The organism is Paenibacillus sp. MY03, from assembly GCF_002165585.1.
GTDB classification, from domain to species: Bacteria; Bacillota; Bacilli; order Paenibacillales; family Paenibacillaceae; genus Pristimantibacillus; species Pristimantibacillus agaridevorans.
The window spans coordinates 24,188-44,531 of sequence record NZ_MXQD01000013.1 but is presented as its reverse complement, the minus strand read 5'-3'; the positions used below and the strand labels follow the sequence as shown (position 1 = coordinate 44,531).

At 48.0% G+C, this 20,344-nt stretch carries 16 protein-coding genes; 13 read left to right on the top strand and 3 right to left on the bottom strand.

Going from position 1 to position 20,344, the window contains the following annotated elements; all coding sequences use genetic code 11:
* Positions 1-23 precede the first annotated feature (23 nt).
* The 4 genes from B1748_RS15155 (at position 24) to B1748_RS15140 (ending at position 10,348) form a co-directional block, all read left to right on the top strand.
* On the top strand, positions 24-944 hold the full coding sequence (locus tag B1748_RS15155) for a hypothetical protein (RefSeq protein WP_087568773.1): 921 nt from the start codon (positions 24-26) through the stop codon (positions 942-944).
* A 310-nt stretch (positions 945-1,254) separates the two neighbouring features.
* A complete protein-coding gene (locus B1748_RS15150) occupies positions 1,255-5,151 on the top strand; it encodes a WG repeat-containing protein (RefSeq protein WP_087568772.1) in 3,897 nt (1,298 codons plus the stop codon).
* A gap of 158 nt (positions 5,152-5,309) precedes the next feature.
* Positions 5,310-9,218: a lamin tail domain-containing protein gene (locus B1748_RS15145; protein ID WP_087568771.1), complete on the top strand. Its 3,909-nt coding sequence runs from the start codon at positions 5,310-5,312 to the stop codon at positions 9,216-9,218.
* Between the two features lie 209 nt (positions 9,219-9,427).
* Entirely contained in the window at positions 9,428-10,348 is a 921-nt protein-coding gene (locus tag B1748_RS15140; protein WP_087568770.1) for a F510_1955 family glycosylhydrolase, read from the top strand.
* Between the two features lie 36 nt (positions 10,349-10,384).
* Here the strand turns inward: B1748_RS15140 and B1748_RS15135 are convergent, their stop codons facing one another.
* Entirely contained in the window at positions 10,385-11,350 is a 966-nt protein-coding gene (locus B1748_RS15135; protein WP_087568769.1) for a cation diffusion facilitator family transporter, read from the bottom strand.
* A gap of 271 nt (positions 11,351-11,621) precedes the next feature.
* On the opposite strand from B1748_RS15135, the gene B1748_RS15130 reads away from it, so the two are divergent.
* The 8 genes from B1748_RS15130 to B1748_RS36855 all read left to right on the top strand — a co-directional run bounded on the left by B1748_RS15130 (position 11,622) and on the right by B1748_RS36855 (position 17,038).
* On the top strand, positions 11,622-11,822 hold the full coding sequence (locus B1748_RS15130) for a copper ion binding protein (protein WP_087568768.1): 201 nt from the start codon (positions 11,622-11,624) through the stop codon (positions 11,820-11,822).
* A gap of 26 nt (positions 11,823-11,848) precedes the next feature.
* Positions 11,849-14,281 carry a heavy metal translocating P-type ATPase gene (locus B1748_RS15125; protein WP_087568767.1) on the top strand — a complete coding sequence of 811 codons (2,433 nt, stop codon included), beginning with the start codon at positions 11,849-11,851 and terminating at the stop codon, positions 14,279-14,281.
* A gap of 30 nt (positions 14,282-14,311) precedes the next feature.
* Positions 14,312-15,187 carry a hypothetical protein gene (locus B1748_RS15120; protein ID WP_087568766.1) on the top strand — a complete coding sequence of 292 codons (876 nt, stop codon included), beginning with the start codon at positions 14,312-14,314 and terminating at the stop codon, positions 15,185-15,187.
* An 18-nt stretch (positions 15,188-15,205) separates the two neighbouring features.
* A complete protein-coding gene (locus B1748_RS15115) occupies positions 15,206-15,832 on the top strand; it encodes an NAD(P)/FAD-dependent oxidoreductase (RefSeq protein ID WP_087568765.1) in 627 nt (208 codons plus the stop codon).
* Between the two features lie 40 nt (positions 15,833-15,872).
* On the top strand, positions 15,873-16,118 hold the full coding sequence (locus B1748_RS15110) for a glutaredoxin family protein (RefSeq protein ID WP_087568764.1): 246 nt from the start codon (positions 15,873-15,875) through the stop codon (positions 16,116-16,118).
* 125 nt (positions 16,119-16,243) lie between these two features.
* Positions 16,244-16,573, top strand: a complete 330-nt coding sequence (locus B1748_RS15105; protein WP_179215608.1) for a metal-sensitive transcriptional regulator — start codon at positions 16,244-16,246, stop codon at positions 16,571-16,573.
* A gap of 184 nt (positions 16,574-16,757) precedes the next feature.
* Positions 16,758-16,901 carry a hypothetical protein gene (locus B1748_RS36860; RefSeq protein ID WP_179215596.1) on the top strand — a complete coding sequence of 48 codons (144 nt, stop codon included), beginning with the start codon at positions 16,758-16,760 and terminating at the stop codon, positions 16,899-16,901.
* Complete coding sequence (locus B1748_RS36855) at positions 16,898-17,038, top strand: hypothetical protein (protein WP_179215595.1); 141 nt, start codon at positions 16,898-16,900, stop codon at positions 17,036-17,038. The genes B1748_RS36860 and B1748_RS36855 overlap by 4 nt, the downstream gene beginning before the upstream one ends.
* Before the next feature lie 30 nt (positions 17,039-17,068).
* Here the strand turns inward: B1748_RS36855 and pdxR are convergent, their stop codons facing one another.
* A complete protein-coding gene (gene pdxR / locus B1748_RS15100; protein ID WP_087568762.1) occupies positions 17,069-18,502 on the bottom strand; it encodes a MocR-like pyridoxine biosynthesis transcription factor PdxR in 1,434 nt (477 codons plus the stop codon).
* Positions 18,503-18,646: 144 nt separating this feature from the next.
* Here pdxR and B1748_RS15095 point away from each other — a divergent pair, with 144 nt between their 5' ends.
* Positions 18,647-19,840, top strand: a complete 1,194-nt coding sequence (locus tag B1748_RS15095; RefSeq protein WP_087568761.1) for a benzoate/H(+) symporter BenE family transporter — start codon at positions 18,647-18,649, stop codon at positions 19,838-19,840.
* 18 nt (positions 19,841-19,858) lie between these two features.
* On the opposite strand, the gene B1748_RS15090 is transcribed toward B1748_RS15095, so the two are convergent.
* Entirely contained in the window at positions 19,859-20,308 is a 450-nt protein-coding gene (locus B1748_RS15090; RefSeq protein WP_143810300.1) for a hypothetical protein, read from the bottom strand.
* Between the last annotated feature and the right edge of the window lie 36 nt (positions 20,309-20,344).

The following is a 20,344-nucleotide window of genomic DNA, read 5'->3' as shown; positions in this document are numbered from 1 at the left end:
ACATTGCAATGAGGGTGGTGTCCATGAATACAATCTTAAACAGGATTTTGAAACAAATAGGCGACCCAGAAATAGTAGATAAACTCCTCTCTCTGTCAAAGGCGGACTTAAACTCGCTGCTTTTAGAGCTGTTTAAAAAACAAACGGATGAGATTACCCCGGCGGATGTCCTAAAGTCGTATCAATCCAACCGTTTCCCTATCCCAAGCGATGCTGACCCAGCTAGATTTCACGCTTTAGAAACACAGCTATTAACCGCTGCACAGAACATGGAGATCAAAACTGTTCTGCTTTCACCATCTGCGCCTCTTGGCAGTTGCAGCGCTTTTGGATGCGTAGACCAATACAATGTAGTAAGCGCTTTGCGTGGGACGGAAACCCTGTCTGACCCCTCTAATATGCTAGCTATTATTATCGCTGACAAATTAAAGAGCAGAACTGAGAGCAATATTATCCCCTTGCACTACGCTGCAACTGCAAGAGTTGTCCGGGCGCAGGCGTTTTCCGGAAAAGGCTTTTTCGCTCATTTCGGCCTTTATTGTATGGTATCTTCGGGCAAAGATAGTGGTTCGTATGCCTGTGAAAAAGATCTGTTGGAAAAGCATTTGATTTTTTATAAAGAGTTATTCCAAGAACAATACAACGCAAAACTATCTATCGTTCTGCGAAAAAGAGGCGGCTATACGGACGGCGACGGTTTTTTTAACAGAATGACTGAAGTTATACAAACTACGCTTCCCAATACGCCGCTTTCATTTGACTATGACGATGTGGATAACAAGTATTACCAAGGAGTCAATTTCAAGATTTATATGGAAAGAGATGGCGAAAAGATAGAGTTTGGTGATGGAGGTTTTGTTGACTGGATCTATCAAATGCTCGGAAACAAAAAGGAACGATGTTTGATAAGCGGCATCGGACTTGATCGGTTTCTTCTACTGTAGCCTTGCTAAGCAGGGCTATTTTCTTTTTATATTTTCTAGTGGGAAACGGCACGAATGTTCATGTGAAAATGGAAATGGACTTCTGACATGCTCTATTAGCACTACTTTGCGCGAAAATAGTATAGAAATATCATGAAATAGTGATTCTATCACTGGGATTTGATAGAATAGAATCAGAAAATAGTTCCACAGCAGGATAAAAAATCAATATGCTATTGGAGCGACCCTTAACCAGCCATCATGCTTTACGGGCATTTGTTTTTGGGTAGTTTTGCAGTAGCGAAAAAAATGAAAAGCAGGTGGCTTTGTGTTGATTCGGAAATGGATTGCGGCATTAACAATGGCAGCGATGATTGGCGGTCTTATGCCCGGCATCGTTCAGGCAGAGGCGATCTCGTATCAAATCTCCCCCCAGTATGACTCCGGTTCGCCTTTTGTGGAAGGACTGGCATCAGTCAAAAAGGATGGCAAATCAGGGTATATCGATCGCGAAGGGAATCCGATTACGGCATTCAAATATGATTTTGCCCATAATTTCAAGGATGGGCTGGCTGTCGTAGGCGTGAAAAGCGGTTCGGCCGCCAAATTCGGCATTATTAATCGCCAGGGCAAAGAATTAACCGGCTTGATCTACGATGATGCGATTGCGGTCGGCAACGGGTACGGCGTCGTTCGGGTGCTGGGCAAGTCCGATAATGTGTGGGTGGATGGCAAGGCCGGGCTGGTCGGTCCGCAAGGGATTATTGCTCCGCCCATCTATGATGAAATCAATCCCCCCAGTGACGGTGCCATCCTGGTCAAAAAGGACGGCAAATACGGCTATCTCGATGCCGCAGGCAAGAAGCTGACCGATCTGATTTTCAATCATGCCTACGTATTTTCGGACGGTTACGGCCTGGTATATACGGACAAGGAAATTGGGTTTGTCGACACATCGGGTAAACTGGTGTATGCTCGCCCATCGGGCACTTCCTCGTATAGCGATTTTTCGGAAGGGCTGGCCAAAGTATCAGTCGATGGAAAATACGGTTATATAGATACATATGGGACGATGGTCATTGCTCCCAAATACGATGAAGCCTGGTTTTTCAATCAAGGCTTGTCCTATGTCACGCTAAACGGCAAATCTGGCTATATTGACCGCACAGGGAAAGAGGTCGTGCCGCTTAAGTATGATGAAGTGAGTACCAGCTTCAGAAACGGACTTGCTCTTGTGGCAAACGGCGAAGATTATATCCCCCAATCCTCGGAAGGCGAATATTTCGGGAATGAAGGGAATAAGGATTATGTCGTGCTTTCGAATAAGAAGTTCGGCTTTGTCAATGGAGCGGGCAAAGAGGTAGTTTCCTTGCAGTATGACTATGCAGAGGAATTCGTCCGCGGCTACGCACGCGTTTCCAAAGGGGGCACCGGTGCGGGAAGCTATTATCACGGAGGGAAATTTGGGTTTATTGATACTGCCGGCCGAGAGGTTGTTCCGTTACGGTATGATTATGTCGGCGGCGATATGTTCGATAGCTTCAGAGGCTTTACGGAAGGACTCTCGCCTGTGTCGAACGGCGGGACGGGGACCGTATTTGATTATAGTGGCGGCCTCTGGGGATATGTAAATGCAAAAGGCGTGGAAGTTACACCGCTGAAATATACGTACGTCTGGTCGTTCAACGAAGGCATGGGGCGCGTGGAGCAGAACGGGAAGTATGGTTTTGTAAACGCTAGCGGCCAAGAAATAATCCCGCCGATTTATGATGATGCCGGCGATTTCTATAATGGGTTTGCCGAAGTATCCAAAGGTGGGAAGCGGGGATACGTTGACGTGCAGGGGAACGAAGTGACGGGGATGATTTATTTAGATAGCAGGCGTTTCCTCGAAGGGACGGCGCTTGTACAGGATAGCTCATCCCGAAAACTGGGTTTTCTGCGTAATCCCTTGCCTCAGGTTGAGCCCGTCGTCATCCGGGTTGCATCCCAGGGAGCCGGGAAGCCTTCTACTGTAACCTTGTCGAGCGGCACAGCGAATGCAGTTATCTATTATACGCTAAATGGCGGCGACCCGCTGTCCAACTTGTCCAATTCGGATACCCAACAATACACAGCGCCGTTTGCCGTAGGCAAATCCGTTAAGATACAAGCGATTGCTGTCGCCAAGGGCATGCAGATGAGCCCGCTCGCGGCGATGGACTATAAGCAAACCTATGTCAAAGGCAACGCTGCTGTTACACCGGCCCCGGGTTCAGATGGCAATGGCGAGTCACAATCGGGCGGAAACGGCAGCACGCCTTCGAATACGGGTACCGGATTTACCGATACTCAGACACATTGGGCGAAGCTGACGATTCAATGGGCAGTGGATCAAAAGATAGTCAGCGGCTACCCGGATGCAACCTTCCGCCCCAACAAGAGCGTAAGCGAGCCGGAATTTCTTAAAATGCTGCTCGGCGCATTTCCGGATATTAAAATTGAAGCAGCACAGAACGGAGCCGCTTGGCATACACCGTATTTTAAGGCGGCAGCCCAATACAACTGGCCTCTGCTGCAAGAAGCGGACGCAAAGGGCTTTAATCGAGGACAGGTTGCCCGCCTGCTTGCCGGGACACAAAGTTTCACCTTTGAGCAGACGAAAGATGCCGTACAGTATGTACTGGATTTAAGCATTGCGGGCGGAAAAACGTCCCGAACAGTCGAGGGTTTCGCCGTCAACGACCCGCTTACCCGCGCGGAGGCGATCACGCTGATCCAGAATATGAAGGAACGCGCCTTCAAGCTGTCCAAAGCTGATATTGCCGTCAAGGCGGCTGCGGCCGAATTCCAGGTACGGGGACTCAATATTGGCGATACTGAACAGACGCTGTTGGCGAAGCTGGGGCAACCTGCGCGGAAGGACGTCAGCGAATATGGATTCCAGTGGTATATTTACAATCAGGATTACGCCAATTATGTGCAGGTTGGCATCCAGTCCGGCCGAATTGTCGGCTTCTACACCACGTCGGACAACTGGTCGTCGGCAAGAGGAATCAAGCTCGGCTCCGGACAGGAGGATGTGGCGAAGCGGTATGGCACAGGTACTAGCAGCATTTATAAGGAAGAGTATGGTTTGAGCGTGAATCTTGCCAAAATATACGAGCAAGACGAAAGCTACGTGACGCTGTTTATGGACAAGTTTAACAACTATAGGGTGACCTCGCTTCAAATTATCGCCAAGCCTGTAGAGGACGGAATGAAAGAATTGTATGCCCCTGAGACGGCGGCGCTCAAAAAGGCATTTGCGCTGCAATCGCTCGATCTCGTCAATGCGACACGTACCCGGTACGGCCTGCCGGTCTTGCAATGGGACGAAGCAGCCGCCCGGGTGGCGGAGAAACATAGTGAGGATATGAGGGAGCAGAAGTATTTTGCACATATCAGTCCGCAGGGCCAGGAGCCGGATGGTCGATTTGATGACGCAGGTATAGCCTACGGTACCGTGGGTGAAAATATTGCCGCCGATCAACGCAGCATCATCTATGCCCATGAGGGCTGGATGAATTCCGAAGGCCACCGCAGAGCGATTCTCGGCCCTTGGGAGCGATTAGGCGTCGGAATTGCCTTTAACGCCGGAAATGCCATGCATCCTATGGATAAGGCGATGAATATGTATTATACGCAAAACTTCTACAGCCGGAAGGGCGTTGTCATTACCGATCAATATGAGGAGCTTCTGCAGAAGGATAAGGCCAGCCAAGCGGCAAAGGAGCTGGAAAAGCAGTATCCTTTTCATGATCAAATGTTCGAGTTGTACGTTCTCCGCAAAAGCCTGGATTCAAACGGGCAAAACGTAAACTATTACGGCGTAAGGAATATTGAGGCGTTTACTTTGCCTCCATACAGTGCCATCTATATAACAGCAGGAACGTCTATGGTCCGTTTCGAAGATGACTACTATAATTATCATTTTGGCGGAAAGCTGGTCGTTGCGAACCATTCCAGCCAGCCCCGGAAGATAAAGGCGGGAGAGCTCGACTATACGAATTTGGACCAAATCTACAGAAGCAGCATGGGAACCGTTACTGGAGCGGATGGCACCAGTACATCGCTGACAGCGACAGGTCCGTATGTTCGGTTGATCCAGTTCAGCGGCGACTTCGATGAAACAATCGAATACAAAACGTATGTGGAGCAAAAAGAAATCGTTTCGATCCGTCCATGGGTAACCGTAAAGGAAAAATAAATAGGTGAATAGAACAACCAATGAAACAAGATGCATGCTATTAGCTTGCATCTTGTTTTTTCGTCTGCGCGCAAAATTAACAAACGAATGACATAAAGTACATTTGAATTTTACAATGATGACTCATTATTAAAGAAAAAGAGTAGGGAGCAGTGAAAATGAAAAACAGGAAAAAAGTAATGAGTATGTTAAACATGTTTATTATTGGATCCATGGTAATTTCTCCGATGCAGCATGTAGAGGCTTTAGAAGTAGAAAATACAGTTTTTATTAATGAAATCGAATCTAATGATACAGTGACCGATATCGATTGGATAGAAATAATGAATACTGGCAATGAAGATATAGATATCAGCGGATGGTTTGTTACAGATGATAAAGATTTAGAGCGTGTGGAAGAAAAAAAGGAATGGCGTATTGAAGAGGGTACTGTATTAAAAGCTGGAGAAATTTTTGTTATTGAACATGATGTTGTGTTAAACAATCTGTCTTTGGGAAAAGAAGATACAGTTTCTTTGTATGATAATAACAATACGTTGTTGGATTCGTATACTTATTCAAGTCATGCAGGTGGCACATATTCAAGGGTGCCAGACGGAACGGGAAAATTTGTTGATCTGAAACCAACCAAAGGCGAGTTAAATATTGTAGAAGAAGAAGAGTTGCCTAAACATAGATTACTAATAAATGAGATTAATTCTGCGCCGGATGATTGGGTAGAGTTTATTAATATAGGAACAGAAGAGATGGATCTTTCCGGCTATGAAATTCGTGATAATTCTAATGACCATCGCTGGAAATTTCCAGAAGGAACAAATCTGCAAGCAGGCGGATTGTTTGTAGTTGAGGCAAGTACGGTTGGTCAGGTATTTGATGATCAGTCAGGTGCTTATGTTGCAGGTGAATTTCAAGCAGCAATTGGTATCGGTTCAGGAGATTCTATTCGTTTATATGACGAAGAAGGGAATTTACTGGACGAATACTCATGGACCGTGCATGCTAGTTATGAAAATAACGATGCATTGGCGTCTTACGGAAGATATCCGGACGGGACTGGTTCGTTTGGATTAATGAAAGAAACAAAGGGACTAAACAACGAATGGTATAAACCCCAGATAGTAATCAATGAAGTAGAGTCCGACGGTGATGCTACGGATTGGGTTGAAATTTATAATGTAGGAACAACAGCCGTAGATCTATCCGGTTGGCATTTATATGATGATGATCCGGTAGGACATGCTGCAGATATAACACCCGTAGTAGAGGGAACCGTTCTTAATCCAGGCGGATTTTATGTTTTTGATCAAAATAAGGATTTTACATTTGGTTTAGGAAAGGCTGATAAAGTTACTATTTTTAATAAAGATGGTGTGTCCATTGCAGAATATTCGTGGGCATTACATGCAAATGGCGTATACGCGCGTATTCCGGATGGAACAGGAGAATTAATAGAGTTTCCCACTTCGACTAAAGGAAAAGCAAATGTTGTAACAAATCCTGTTGCATTAAATGAAGTGCAGTCAAATGACTCGAATGGGGGACCTGATTGGGTAGAACTTGCTAATCCAACAGGAGAAGTTTTAGATATTTCGGGAATCGTCATTAAAGACAATGATGATACGCATCAATATGTTATCCCTGAAGGCACAACCATTCCGGCATCTGGATTTTTGGTATTGGCGGAAGAAACATTGGGTTTTGGACTTGGAAAAAATGATTCTGTACGTTTGTTTGAAAATGAAAGGTTAATAGCCAGCACAACATGGGCAGATCATACAAATCCTACTTGGGGATTATATCCGGATGTTACTGGACAAGAGTATAGAAATACAAAAGAAGCAACGCCTGGTGCAGCAAATAAATTTGAAGGTATCCCTGAAATGATTGCATGGCCAGGTCATGGTGAAGTTGTCATTTTTGATACTCAACCTACATTTTTAGAAGATTCTTCAGGGTTGGATTTCTTTAATGGCCAATTATATGCCGTTGATAACGGTACAGGTAAGTTCTGGATTTTAGACGTTTCAAAAGATGGAAAGTTGAGTTTTGTAAAAGGTTTTGAAAACGGCAAACGTGTTCGATTCCAAAAGGATGCAGATAATGCAGGCGCAGCAGGTCCGGATGCAGAAGGAATTACAGTAGATAAAGATGGTTTTGTTTATATTGCTTCTGAACGTGATAATCATGTTAAAGGCATTAACTTTAATATGATTTTGAAAGTTGATCCACGTAAAGAAAACAATGATTTGGTTGCATTACAGCAGTGGGATTTAACTGCTTCATTGCCACAGGTTTCTGCCAATATGGGTATTGAAGCTGTAGAATGGGTATCAAACGCAAATGTTGCTGGTAAGCTTTATGACCAAAATACGAATACCGTTTTTGATGCAACGAAGTATCCAGATGCCATTTCAAGCGGCGTGTTCTTTGTGGCGTTAGAAGATAACGGTCATGTATACGCATATGTTTTGAATAAAGATGGAAGCTCTGTTCAAATTGCTGATATGGACGGAAAGATTGGCGGAGCAATGGCTCTTGACTACGATACTTATGAACATGTATTGTGGGTCGTTGCGGATGATGGATATGGTAACCGTGCAGCAAAAATAACACTCAATGGAGAGAGCAATCCGGAGGTTGTTCACATCATGCCTGCAAGCGGTGTCGACATTAGTGCCAATAATGAAGGATTTGCAATTGCAGAGGCAAGTTACACCAAAGATGGTCAAAGACCGGTGTATCGATTTAAAGACGGAGATAAATTGGGTGCTTTATCTATAGGTTCAATTGCATCTGATTATAAAGAAAGTGACGGAAGTACTGGCGGCCCAGGTGGCGGCAACAATGGAGCAGTAACACCAACGCCAGACGCGCCAACAGTCGAACAGAACAGAATCAGCGTTACTTCCAAGTTAACGCAAACTGCTGAAGGCAGCATAGCTACAGCAGCTCTGACAGAACAAGCATTAGCGGATGCAATTGCATTCGCGGAAACTGAGAACGGTACAGCATCCACTGTTGAAATCAATGTAGAAGCTGTTGCAAATGCCAAAACAGTTGAACTGATGATTCCAAACAAATCTATTGGAGCATTGGCCGGAGCCAGAATAGAAGCACTTGTCATTTCATCGCCAATTGCAACCTTCACTATTGACGATATAGCTCTAAAAACAATTGCCGATGCGGCTAAGGCCGATGTAAAGATATCAGCAAGTGTTGTGGATTCGAGCACACTTTCAGTGTCCACAGTTACAAAAGAGCGGATTGCGGACAGACCGGTATTCGATTTTACTGTAACAAGCGGTGATGTGGAGATAGCTGATTTCAATGGCGGTTTAGTGAGCGTATCCGTTCCGTACACCTTACAACAAGGCGAGAACCCGGACGCCATTGTCGTATACTATCTGGACAAGAACGGAAAGCTTGAACTTGTCCATGGAATATATGATGCTGAAGCTGGTACAGTAAAGATGACGGTTAACCACTTCTCCAGCTATGTTATTGGCTACAATAAAGTCGAGTTTGCAGATGTCTTAAGCACACAATGGTATGCAGATGCAGTAAACTTTGTAGCAGCTCGCCAGTTCTTCAATGGGGTAAGCGAGAATGAGTTTGCGCCGAATAAAGAAATGACAAGAGCGATGTTCGCCAAGGTTATTGCGAATATAGAGGAAGTAGACCTTGCAAGCTACAATACATCCGTATTTGTGGATGTTGATAAGGATGCTTGGTATGGCGCTGCAGTCGCATGGGCAGCTGATAAAAAGATTGTGTCAGGTGTAGGGAGCGGGAAATTAAATCCAGGTGCGCCTATTACTCGCGAGCAAATGGCTGTGATGCTTCATAACTATATGGAGTACAAGGGCATTAAATTAACAGCCACAAACAAGCCAGCCTTTGCGGATGCAAACGCAGTGAGCGATTGGGCGAAGGATGCAGTGACAACCATTCAAAGTTATGGCATTATAAGCGGAATTGGCGGAAACATATTCGCACCAAAGGCAACTGCCGACAGAGCGGCGGTGGCCACCATATTCAAAAATTTTGTAACAGAGTATATGAAGTAAATGAAATGGAAAATCTCCCTTTGGAAATAAACCAAAGGGAGATTTTTTTGGTGCGCCCAGTTTTTTTTGGTGGGTTGGCAGTGATGTGGATAATCATGCCGCCCAAAGATATTTAGCCTCTCTACACAAATTCTTCAAAAGTGTGGGTTATATTTATTTCATTAGGGGCTAGGCGAAAGTTGAATCAAGAGAGGATTTGAAAAAGGCATATGTTTCAATCGAGAGATAAGTTTGTTAAACGCAAGCGGTCGTTCCTCGTCGTACTTATTGCCATTTTTTTAACTGGATGTTCCATGCAAGGGAAGGAGAGCGATCCTGTTATACTGACCCACATTCACGGTTTAGGCTATTCTTCCGATGGACAACACATTTATATTCCGGCTCATGACGGATTGAGAAAGTTTTCTCAGGGAAAATGGGGTGAAATTTCCGGATACAAACATGATTACATGGGTTTCTCGATGGTCGATGGCGGATTTTACAGCAGCGGGCATCCGTCCCTGGATTCGGATTTAAAAAATCCGCTTGGTATCGTTAAGAGTGCAGACAGTGGGAAAAGCTTGGAGCATCTCGATTTATACGGACAGATTGACTTCCATTTGTTAAGCGCTTCGTATATGGGCCAAACGATTTATGCATTCAACCCGGAACCGAATGCAAGGCTGAAAAAGGTCGGTTTATATTATACACTGGATGAGACGAAAAATTGGCAGCAAAGTGAAATGAATGGCGTAACGGAGGAAGTGGTGGCCATGTCCGCGCATCCGTATGAGGATGCGGTTGTCGCAGTGGGGACGGAGAAGGCGTTATATGTGTCTACCGATTATGGCAACCGTTTTGAAAAATTAGCGGATATCCCAGTGACAGCCGTCGCGTATAGTTTGGAAGGCCAATTGTACGTCGGAGGTTATCAAGACAAAGGCGTTATGTTCAAGATGGGGGCTGAAAATACGCTTAATCAATTAACGCTTCCAGAATTAATCGACGATGCGCCATCCTATATTGCCATCAATCCCGTTGATGAACGGGAGCTGGTGTTTACGACAGTTAATAAAGATGTTTACCTCTCCAATGATCAAGGGGTTACATGGATAAAGATAGCCGACCAAGGTGAAGCTTTGGATCGTTAAAAAGAGCAGTTGGACGACATCCAACTGCTCTTTGCATTAATGATTGTGATGAGCGTGAGCATCGGGAAGACTTGCTTTAATGGTGCATAAAAGGTCGTCCTTATGCGTGTGATTTTCCGATTCCACTTGCAAGGTTACGTGGCGAATGTCTTTATGCTCCAGCATATGTTCGACTTTGTGCAATAAGGCTTCCGTTTCGTAAACTGTCTTGTTTCCATCCACTACAATATGAGCAGTCAGAGCATGCATATTGCTTGTAATCGACCAAATATGCAAATCATGTACACCTTTGACGCCGTCGACCTCCCGTATGGCTTGCGCGATGTCTTCTACCTTCATATTGCGCGGAGTTCCTTCCATTAATACATGCAAGGATGACTTGCTCACGATATAGCCGCTGCGGAGTACGAGTACGGCCACGATGACGCTGGCCAACGGGTCGGCCCAGCCCCAGCCGAAGAACATCATGAGCAGAGCGGCCGCAATGGCGCCTACCGAACCCAGCATGTCGCTGATAACGTGCAAGAAAGCGCCGCGCATGTTCAAATTATGCTCCGTATCACCGCCGCGCATCATAATCCAGGCAACCAGAATGTTGATCAGCAACCCGATGGTACTGATGATCAGCATGCCAACCGTAGCGACTTCCGGCGGATTGGCAAAACGTTCGATCGCTTCATAAAAGATGTAAAGGGAAACGCCGATCAGAGTCAGTCCATTAAGCGTGGCAGCCAGTATTTCGAAACGTCTGTATCCGTATGTTTTTCCCGTACTGACCGCTTTTTCGCCGAATTTGAAGGCGAGTAAGGCAATCGCCAATGCCAAAGAGTCCGAAAGCATATGGCCCGCATCCGATAACAAGGCCAAGCTGTTGGTCATAAATCCGCCTACGGCTTCGATGACCATATACGCCGTAATGATAATAAATGAAATCAATAAAATCTTTTTGTTGTTGTTGGTTTGCCCATGGTCATGGCCATGATCGTGGTGATGTCCCGCCATTAAAATCCCTCCATTATTAATATATGAACACTTGCTCATATGTTGTGTTGGTATTATTATAAGTGTATCAAAAATTACATGTCAAGAAAAATGTTAACTGAAAAACGTTAAATTGCTATTACCAAGAATAAGCTCGTCAATCAAGGGGAATGTAAAAGAGACAAAAAAAGAGTTGACGTTTATAGGGTACGGGGGTATACTAAGTTTACGAAAGCGACAACTTCCTATTTGAAAATAACCACTATCAATATCTGAAGGGACGGATGAAAATATGAAAAACATAACATTGAATGTACAAGGGATGAGCTGCCAGCATTGCGTGAACTCCATTGAAGGCGCGCTGAAAGAAATCGGCGCAAGCGGAAAAGTGAATTTAAAGGGCGAGTCGGTCGATGTGTCATTCGACGAGCAGAAGGTTTCTCTGGAGCAGATCAAGGAAGTTATTGAAGAACAGGGCTATGACGTGGCCTGAGCTAAACGAAAAAGGAGTGAAACATAGTGGAAACGACAGCAACGAAGGCGAAACAGTCGTCCTTTCAAATAACGGGCATGACCTGCGCCGCCTGCGCCAACAGGATTGAAAAAGGGCTTAATAAATTAGATGGCGTGGCCAATGCAAATGTCAACTTTGCACTGGAAAAAGCAAATGTCACCTACGATCCGAATAAAGTGGACGTAAAAAACCTGGAGGATACGATCAAGAAGCTCGGATACGGAACGGTGACGGAAGTGGCCCAGTTTAATCTGGAAGGCATGACCTGCGCCGCATGCGCCAACAAAATTGAAAAAGGGCTTGGCAAGCTGCCAGGCGTAACCAGCGCTACCGTAAACTTTGCAATGGAAACGGCCCGCGTCGAATATTCGGCAGGTGAAATCTCGATCGAAGAGATGCAGGAGAAAGTTAAGAAGCTGGGCTACAAAGCACTCGTCAAACAGGAAAACCGGAATGCGGCTGACCATCGCGTCCGCGAGATTCGCCAGCAGAAGCTGAAATTGCTCATCTCGGCCATTCTCTCTTTTCCGCTATTGTGGACGATGGTAGGTCACTTCTCCTTTACGTCATGGATTTACATGCCGGATTTCCTGATGAATCCTTGGGTTCAGCTCTTGTTGGCTACACCGGTACAGTTTTATATCGGGAAGCAGTTTTATGTCGGCGCGTATAAGGCGCTGCGAAATCGCAGCGCAAACATGGATGTTTTAATTGCACTCGGAACATCGGCCGCGTATTTTTACAGCCTGTATCTCACGATTGACTGGTTCGCCGCCGGGGATCAGATGCATCATGGTCCTGCGCTTTATTACGAAACCAGCGCGGTGCTGATTACACTGGTTATTATGGGTAAATTGTTCGAGTCGCTGGCAAAGGGACGCACTTCGGAAGCAATCAAGTCGCTCATGGGGTTGCAAGCCAAAACGGCTTTGGTCGTTCGGGATGGCCAGGAAATAACGATCCCGGTGGAAGACGTTATCGTAGGGGATGTCGTGCTGGTTCGCCCCGGCGATAAAGTGCCGGTGGACGGTCAAGTGCTGGAAGGCGTTTCATCGGTGGATGAATCCATGCTGACAGGCGAAAGCTTGCCGGTCGAAAAAAAGGCCGGCGATTCCGTTATCGGGGCTACCATCAACAAAAATGGCATCCTGCGCATCAAAGCGACCAAAGTCGGCAAAGAAACGGCTCTTGCGCAAATCATTAAAGTCGTAGAAGAAGCCCAAGGCTCCAAAGCGCAGATTCAGCGGGTAGCCGATGTCATCTCTGGCATATTTGTTCCGATTGTCGTAGGGATTGCCATTGTAATGTTCCTGGTATGGTACTTTTTCATTACGCCAGGCGATTTTGCCCATGCACTTGAAATTGCCATTGCGATTCTCGTTATTGCTTGCCCTTGTGCTCTCGGTTTGGCAACGCCGACTTCGATTATGGCCGGTTCCGGCCGTTCGGCTGAGATGGGCATTCTGTTTAAGGGCGGCGAACATCTGGAGCAGACGCATAAGATCAATGCGATCATTCTGGACAAAACCGGCACCGTTACAAAAGGCAAGCCGGAGCTGACCGATGTGATCACGCAAGACAACGAAGCGGAGTTTCTTCGACTTGTCGGCGCGGCCGAAAAAAATTCGGAGCATCCGCTGGCAGAAGCGATAGTGGCCGGTATTGTGGCCAAACAAATCGAACTGCCGGGAACCGAATCGTTCGAAGCTATTCCAGGCTACGGCATCAAAGCTGTGGTAGATGGCCGGGAGCTGCTTGTCGGCACACGCCGCTTAATGGAGAAATACGATGTGGACGCTAAGGCTGCCTATGAGCCGATGTCCCGTCTGGAGGAAGCAGGCAAAACCGCCATGCTGGTTGCCATCGACAATCGTTATGCCGGTATGGTCGCGGTAGCCGATACGATCAAGGAAACGTCGAAAGCGGCGGTGAGCCGTCTTAAGCAAATGGGCATCGAGGTCATCATGATTACAGGCGACAACGAACGGACCGCCAAAGCGATTGCAGCTCAAGTCGGCATTGACCAAGTCCGGGCCGAGGTACTTCCAGAAGGCAAGGCCGAGGAAGTTAAGAAATTGCAGGCCCAAGGCAAAAAAGTGGCAATGGTTGGGGATGGCATCAATGATGCGCCAGCGCTGGCGACAGCGGACATCGGCATGGCCATTGGCACCGGGACGGATGTGGCGATGGAAGCAGCGGATGTGACTCTGATGCGCGGCGATCTGTCGAGCATTCCCGATGCGATCTATTTGAGCCGCAAGACAATGGCCAATATCAAACAAAACCTGTTCTGGGCGCTGGGCTATAACACGCTCGGCATCCCGATTGCCGCGATTGGCTTACTGGCTCCGTGGGTGGCAGGCGCAGCAATGGCGTTAAGTTCGGTATCGGTTGTCCTTAATGCGCTTCGCTTGCAGCGTGTGAAAGTACGCCACTAATCAGGAAGTCAGAATGGAGAAGAGCCTAAAATGAAAAAAAGAATGATGATCATTTTATCCGGAGTGTTGACTATTGGATTGCTGACCGCTTGCGGTACGCCAAAGGAGAGTGCCGATGGGCACGGCGGCTCCCATCAAAACGGAGCCGCAAACCCAGCCATAAACAGTAACGACTCTGGGGAACACGATGGTCACGATACAGATGAACATTCGGCAGACAACTATAAAGCTTCCTTTTCGTTTGCATCAGGAACGGCTAAAGCATCCGAGAACACAAAGCTGAACGTTCAGGTGACCGACAGCAACGACCAGACCGTCCAGGATTTTGAATGGAACCATGAAAAACTGATGCACATCATCATCGTAAATAAGGATCTTTCTTACTTCAACCATATTCATCCCGAGTGGGACGGAAAGGGGACGTTTACGGTAGATACCTCATTTCCGAACGGAGGAGAATACAAAGTTTTTGCGGATTTTGTTCCAAAGGGCGGATCCGGCACAACGCTCAGCGAGTGGGTGAAGGTAGACGGGGAAACCAAACCGCAGGAAAGCGTCACAGCGGATGCGGAGCTGGTAAAAGTTGTTGATGGAAAAGAAGTCACACTGGCTCTTGGCAGCACAAAAGCAAAAGCTGAAGCCAAGCTGTCGTTTACCGTTAAGGACGATAAAACGAAAGAAGGCATCAGCAATCTGGAGCAATACCTCGGCGCTGTCGGACACGTCGTCATTCTTTCGGAGGATGCGGAGCAATACCTTCATGTACACCCTGTTGACGAAAAAGCATCCGGGCCGGAAGCGGAATTTATGACGGCTTTTCCGAATCCCGGCACGTATAAAATTTGGGGACAATTCCAGCATGAAGGCAAAGTATTTACGGTCCCTTATGTCGTGGAAATTCAATAAAGCAAGGGGCGAATGGGAATGGGAGAGATCGTAAAAATTGCAATCAGCCCCGCTCTGCAGCTTGGCGGCAGCCTGTTTACATCCAAACAGCTCGGCATCATCGGTGATCTGCTAGGACCGGATGCCAAACTGGAAATGACGCCCTTTAAACAGTTGTATGCGGATGTGGCGGTAGAGAAGCGCGATAAGATAAAGGCTGAACTGGAGCAAAGCGGACTGGAAGTCAATCCGGCTGGTTTTGTCACCAAAAGCCTGATCGCCTGCAATTTTTGCAAGGGCGCAGAAGAAGCCGGGCTGGCGGTAGCCCAAACCTTAAACGGAGCGATTGCCGGCATTCCGACACCGATGCCGCTTAAAATCGGATATGCCGGCTGTGCGTTAGGGACAAGCGAGCCGCTTATTAAAGACATTAGCGTGATTAAAATGCGAGATACGTTCGATCTATACGTGGGCGGCGAATCCAAAGGGCTAAAAACCACGTTTGCCAAGAAGCTGCATTCCGGATTAAAAGAAGAACGATTAATTCCTGCGGTTATGGCGATCATTGACTTCTATAAGGAACATGCCAAAAGCAAAGAGAAATTCAGCAAGTTTGTGGATCGCGTGACGTTGGAGCAGCTGCAACAAATTACGGCATCCACGTAATATGGCGCCGTCGAAGGCCACCCATTAAGGAGGAACGCAGATGGACGAAACAGTAAAAATCTATACGATTCCGACATGCAGTGATTGCAACTTTGCCAAACGTTATTTTAAGGAAAACGATATTCCGTATGCGGATTATAACTGCGAAGAAGACCCAAAATATCCGGAGGAAGTTTGGAATCTTACCGGGAAACAGATCGTGCCGACAATCGTTATTGGCGACAAGGTGTTTGTCGGCTTTGCGGAAAACCTGAATGAAATAAGCGGCTTGCTGCAAAAATCGTAATGCTGTTCCAAAGCAGCCCACCAAAAAGGGCTGCTTTGTTATTCCACTCCCCTTTAGTGCCATAGGGTAGCTTTACTTTGGATGGGGGAGCATGATAAGGTAAGAATATTAAGGAGGGGGTACACATCGATCACCATGTACAAGAGGATGCCTCGTGCAGCCATCAATCGTCTACCGAGCGAAAAAGCCATCATTCCGATAAAACGAAACAAAATTTAATTAGCCGACTCAACCGGATCGAAGGGCAGGTCCGCGGAGTCAAAGGGATGATCGAAAGGGATGTGTATTGTGATGATATCCTTCATCAAATCTCCTCGATTCAATCCGCCCTCAATGGAGTCGGCAAGCAGTTGTTGGAAGACCATCTAAAGAGCTGCGTGGTGGAGCGCATCGAAGAAGGCGATCGCGACGTATTGGATGAGTTGTTGACCACCGTCGCCAAATTAATGAAATAAAAAATGGGGAGAGGCGATCGTGGCCCTCCCCATTTCTGAGAATCATCGCACCTTGCCACTGGCAAGGTGCTTTTTACATTGGATGGTCCAATTAACTGTCAATTGGCTGGTTACATCTCAGCCAATCCCGCTTACGATAGATTCACAAGACATCAAACTCACTCAACTAAGGGGGAATCGTTCCATGTTAGTAACGAGCAGCTTTATTATTCTCTGTGCCGCATTCGTGGGGGCACCGTTGGTTCTATATTTCGCAGGTGTCCATATTATCCGAGAAGATGATCGGCAAGTTGCGGCAGCGATCGGCAAAAAGGAGATGCAATCATGAATGTTCCTACAAGCGTGTGGATTGTTTCGGCGATTATCATTATCGTGTTGTCCTGGATGACCTTTTGGGTTACGAATAAAGCCTACTCCAGAAGATGGGATGAAATCGAAGTTGACAAAAAGGATGAGCTGCAATAATCGCAACCCATGGTGAACATCCAATGTCCTTTAGATCAAGCTTCGTAGAGCCCGGGCGAAACAGGCAACGCCCGGAGCAATGTCTTCTTCCTTCGGTCTGGCGAACGTAAATCGCGCGTAACCCTTGTCCGAACCGTAGACGCTGCCGGGGACGAACACGGTTCCGGCGGCGATGGACTCTTCCAGCAGCTTGCCTTCCGGAACCTCGGGAAGCAGCCTGCACCAGAGATGCAAGCCGCCGCTCGGGGCTTCGAATTCTACCAGGCCGCGCAGTTCTTTGTCCATGGCTTCGATGAGCAGATCTCTTTTAAATTGAAGCGATGTCCGAAGACGGTCCAGATGGGGGGAGAAATGCTCCGAGTGCAAGAACTGCCCCGCCACCAGCTGAGGCAGTATGCTTAGGCCGAAATCCATCTGCTGCCTCGCGTCCGCCAGACGTTCGACGATGGCATGGGGGGCGACCATCCATCCGACTCGCAAGCCGGAAGCGGCGATTTTGGAAAAGGAACCAATATAAAGGACGGTGCCCGCCTGATCTATAGATTTAAGCGGACTCGGAGGCGTATCGCCGTATGTGGTCAGGCTAAACGGATCGTCCTCGATAATGGGGAGACCCAGTTCGCCGGCCAGCTCCAATACCCGCTTGCGTCGTTCGTCGCTCAGTACCGCACCTGTAGGATTTTGGTAATTGGGATTGAGAAATACAGCCTTTATCCGATGTTTCCGGTATAACTCCAGTATATCTTCGGGATTGACGCCCTCCCCGTCCACCGGCAGTCGAAATAGCCGGAGCCCCGCCGATTGGAACAACGGCAGCGAATAACAATAGGACGGATCTTCTATCGCTACGGCATCGCCCGGAGACAACAGACATTGTGTGATGAGATATAGGGATTGCTGCGAACCCGACGTAATCAGAATCGAAGATTCCGTTGTCCGAATGCCGCGATGCCGCAGCAAATATTGTGCTACGGCCTGCCGAAGCGGGAGCGAGCCTTGCGGGTTGTCGTAGCCCAGATAGGCTGTATAATCGTGCTGCTTCAATAAAGCCGCGATCTCCTCGGTCGGGGCAAGATCGCCGGCCAACTCGCCGCTTGCCATATCGATCAGCCCCGGCCGTTCGGCCAATGCTTCCCGAATCCGTCTCATAAAAGGTAGACTCGGCAAAAATTGGCCACCCTCGGCGTAACGGCTCCAGTTAGGCGTATGCCGCGGGGCAGCGCCCCATTTCATCATGCTGACCCGCGTGCCCCTCCCAACGTGGCTCTCGACGATTCCCATCGCGCGAAGCTCCCCGAATGCTGCAATGACGGTGCTTCGGTTGACCTGAAGCTGTACCGCCAACTTTCGTTCGGAAGGAAGAACGCTGCCTGGAGGGAAATCTCCGTATGCGATTCGCTGCTCCAGATAATCGGCAATTTGTACGTAGAGCGGGCGGGCGTCATCTCGATCGGGCTTCCACATATCAGAGCCTCCTTCGAATCTATTATGCCCGGATAATCCGGTAGTAGGACCTGTCTGAGTATTATCATATCATGATCGGGCACCTTTAATCGGACCGGCAATCGTAATCTTGGAATAATTTTGTGAACGCGGACGGTGTTAATTATGGCAAGGATAGAAGGAGGAGCGGCGCCAAGGGCGCAATGGCTGTTGACCGGCTTCGTGTCCGCTCTGCTGGCATGTACAGGAGGCGCCATCATGATCGTGCAAGCCGCTGGGGCGGCAGGACTCGGCAAGGCCGAGCTTATTTCCTGGTTCACCTCGGCCTACGTTGCAGGCGGTTTCTTGAACATTTTGTTAACCTTGCGTTACAAAATACCATTTGCCGGAGCGCATTCCATTACGGCAACTGCCTTCCTGGGAACGGCGGCTGTCGGCATGTCCTTTCCGCAGCTGGCTGGCGCGTTTGTGATGTCAGGACTGCTCCTGATGCTTGTAGGTGTCTCCGGCTGGTTTGGAAAGTTTTTGTCGCTGCTGCCCAAGTCATTAATTGATGCATTGTTAGCCGGGCTTTTGTTAACGTATGTCGCTGCAATGGTGCCGGCGACCGTGGAGTTGCCGATTGCCGGTTTGTTAGCGGGAGCCGGCTACTTTATTGGTCCACGGTTGATCAAGTCGCTGCCACCCGCATTGTGGGCCTTACTGCTCGGGGGAGTGGGAGTATGGCTGCAAAACGGTCTGCCGGACCTGCCTTCATCGACCTACATCGCTCCCTTTATCGTCGTGCCGGTTTTTACATGGGATGGACTGTTGTCGCTTGCTATTCCGCTTGCCTTGTTGATCTTGACCAATGATCTAGCGGTAGCCAGCACCTCGCTTCGAAGCCATGATTTTCGACCTCCGGTCAATCGGATGATTACAGGATCGGGAGTCGCCAGCGTCGTCGCGGGTATGTTTGGCGGAAGCTCGGCGAATGTAGGGGGCTTGATGAGCGCTCTCTGCAGCAGCCCGGAGTCCGGAGCGCATGGCGAGCGGTATAAGGCCGCGCTAGTCTCTAGTCTGATCGTTGTTGGATTCGGCGCCGCAGCTTGGAAGGTTGTTGATGTCATCGGGGTCTTGCCCGAAGCGTTTGTCGTTATTTTGACGGGCTTTTCTTTGCTGGGGTTGTTTATAAGAGGCGTAAAGAACGCTTTTGTGGACAAAGAGCTGCGGATTCCGGCCTTCATCACCTTCGTGATCGCCGTGCTCCATGTCCATGTTTTGGGGATTGCTACGCCGGTATGGGCATTGCTTGGCGGGTTGGCCGCGATGTGGGTGATAAAGAAAATGAGGACCAGGGCACATATCCATATGAAATGACGTAGGAGCGCGAATCCCTTATTCGCGCTCCTTAAACGTTATGGGTATCGTGATATATTCCGCGCCCATCACGTCGTATCCATTTTTGTTGTAGCCGCCAATGCTGATGCCGATAGGGAAGGAATCGGGAATCGGCATATCGGGAACCGATACCATCTCGATCAGCACGGAGCCTTTGCCGCCTCGGGAAGGGAATTGGCCGCGATCTCTGCCAATTTCGACAAACGTTTTGTACTTCTGCTCGGTATCTGTGGAAATCCAGGTTGCCGGCCAGCCGGCAATCTCATCAAGCGTTCCATCCTCGGGGTAGCTGCTGGTCAATTGCTTGACGGTAAGATGACCCGGCATGCTAAATGAAACGCCGCCCCAGTCCTCGGGATCGATCTCGAGCTGAGATACAATTCGGATAATGCAGCTGCCATCATCGGCAGCTTCTACGAAGACCGTGCCCGAGGCAAATGAATGCAAACCGACAGATTCAGCTGCGACTGCAAAAGGATGAAT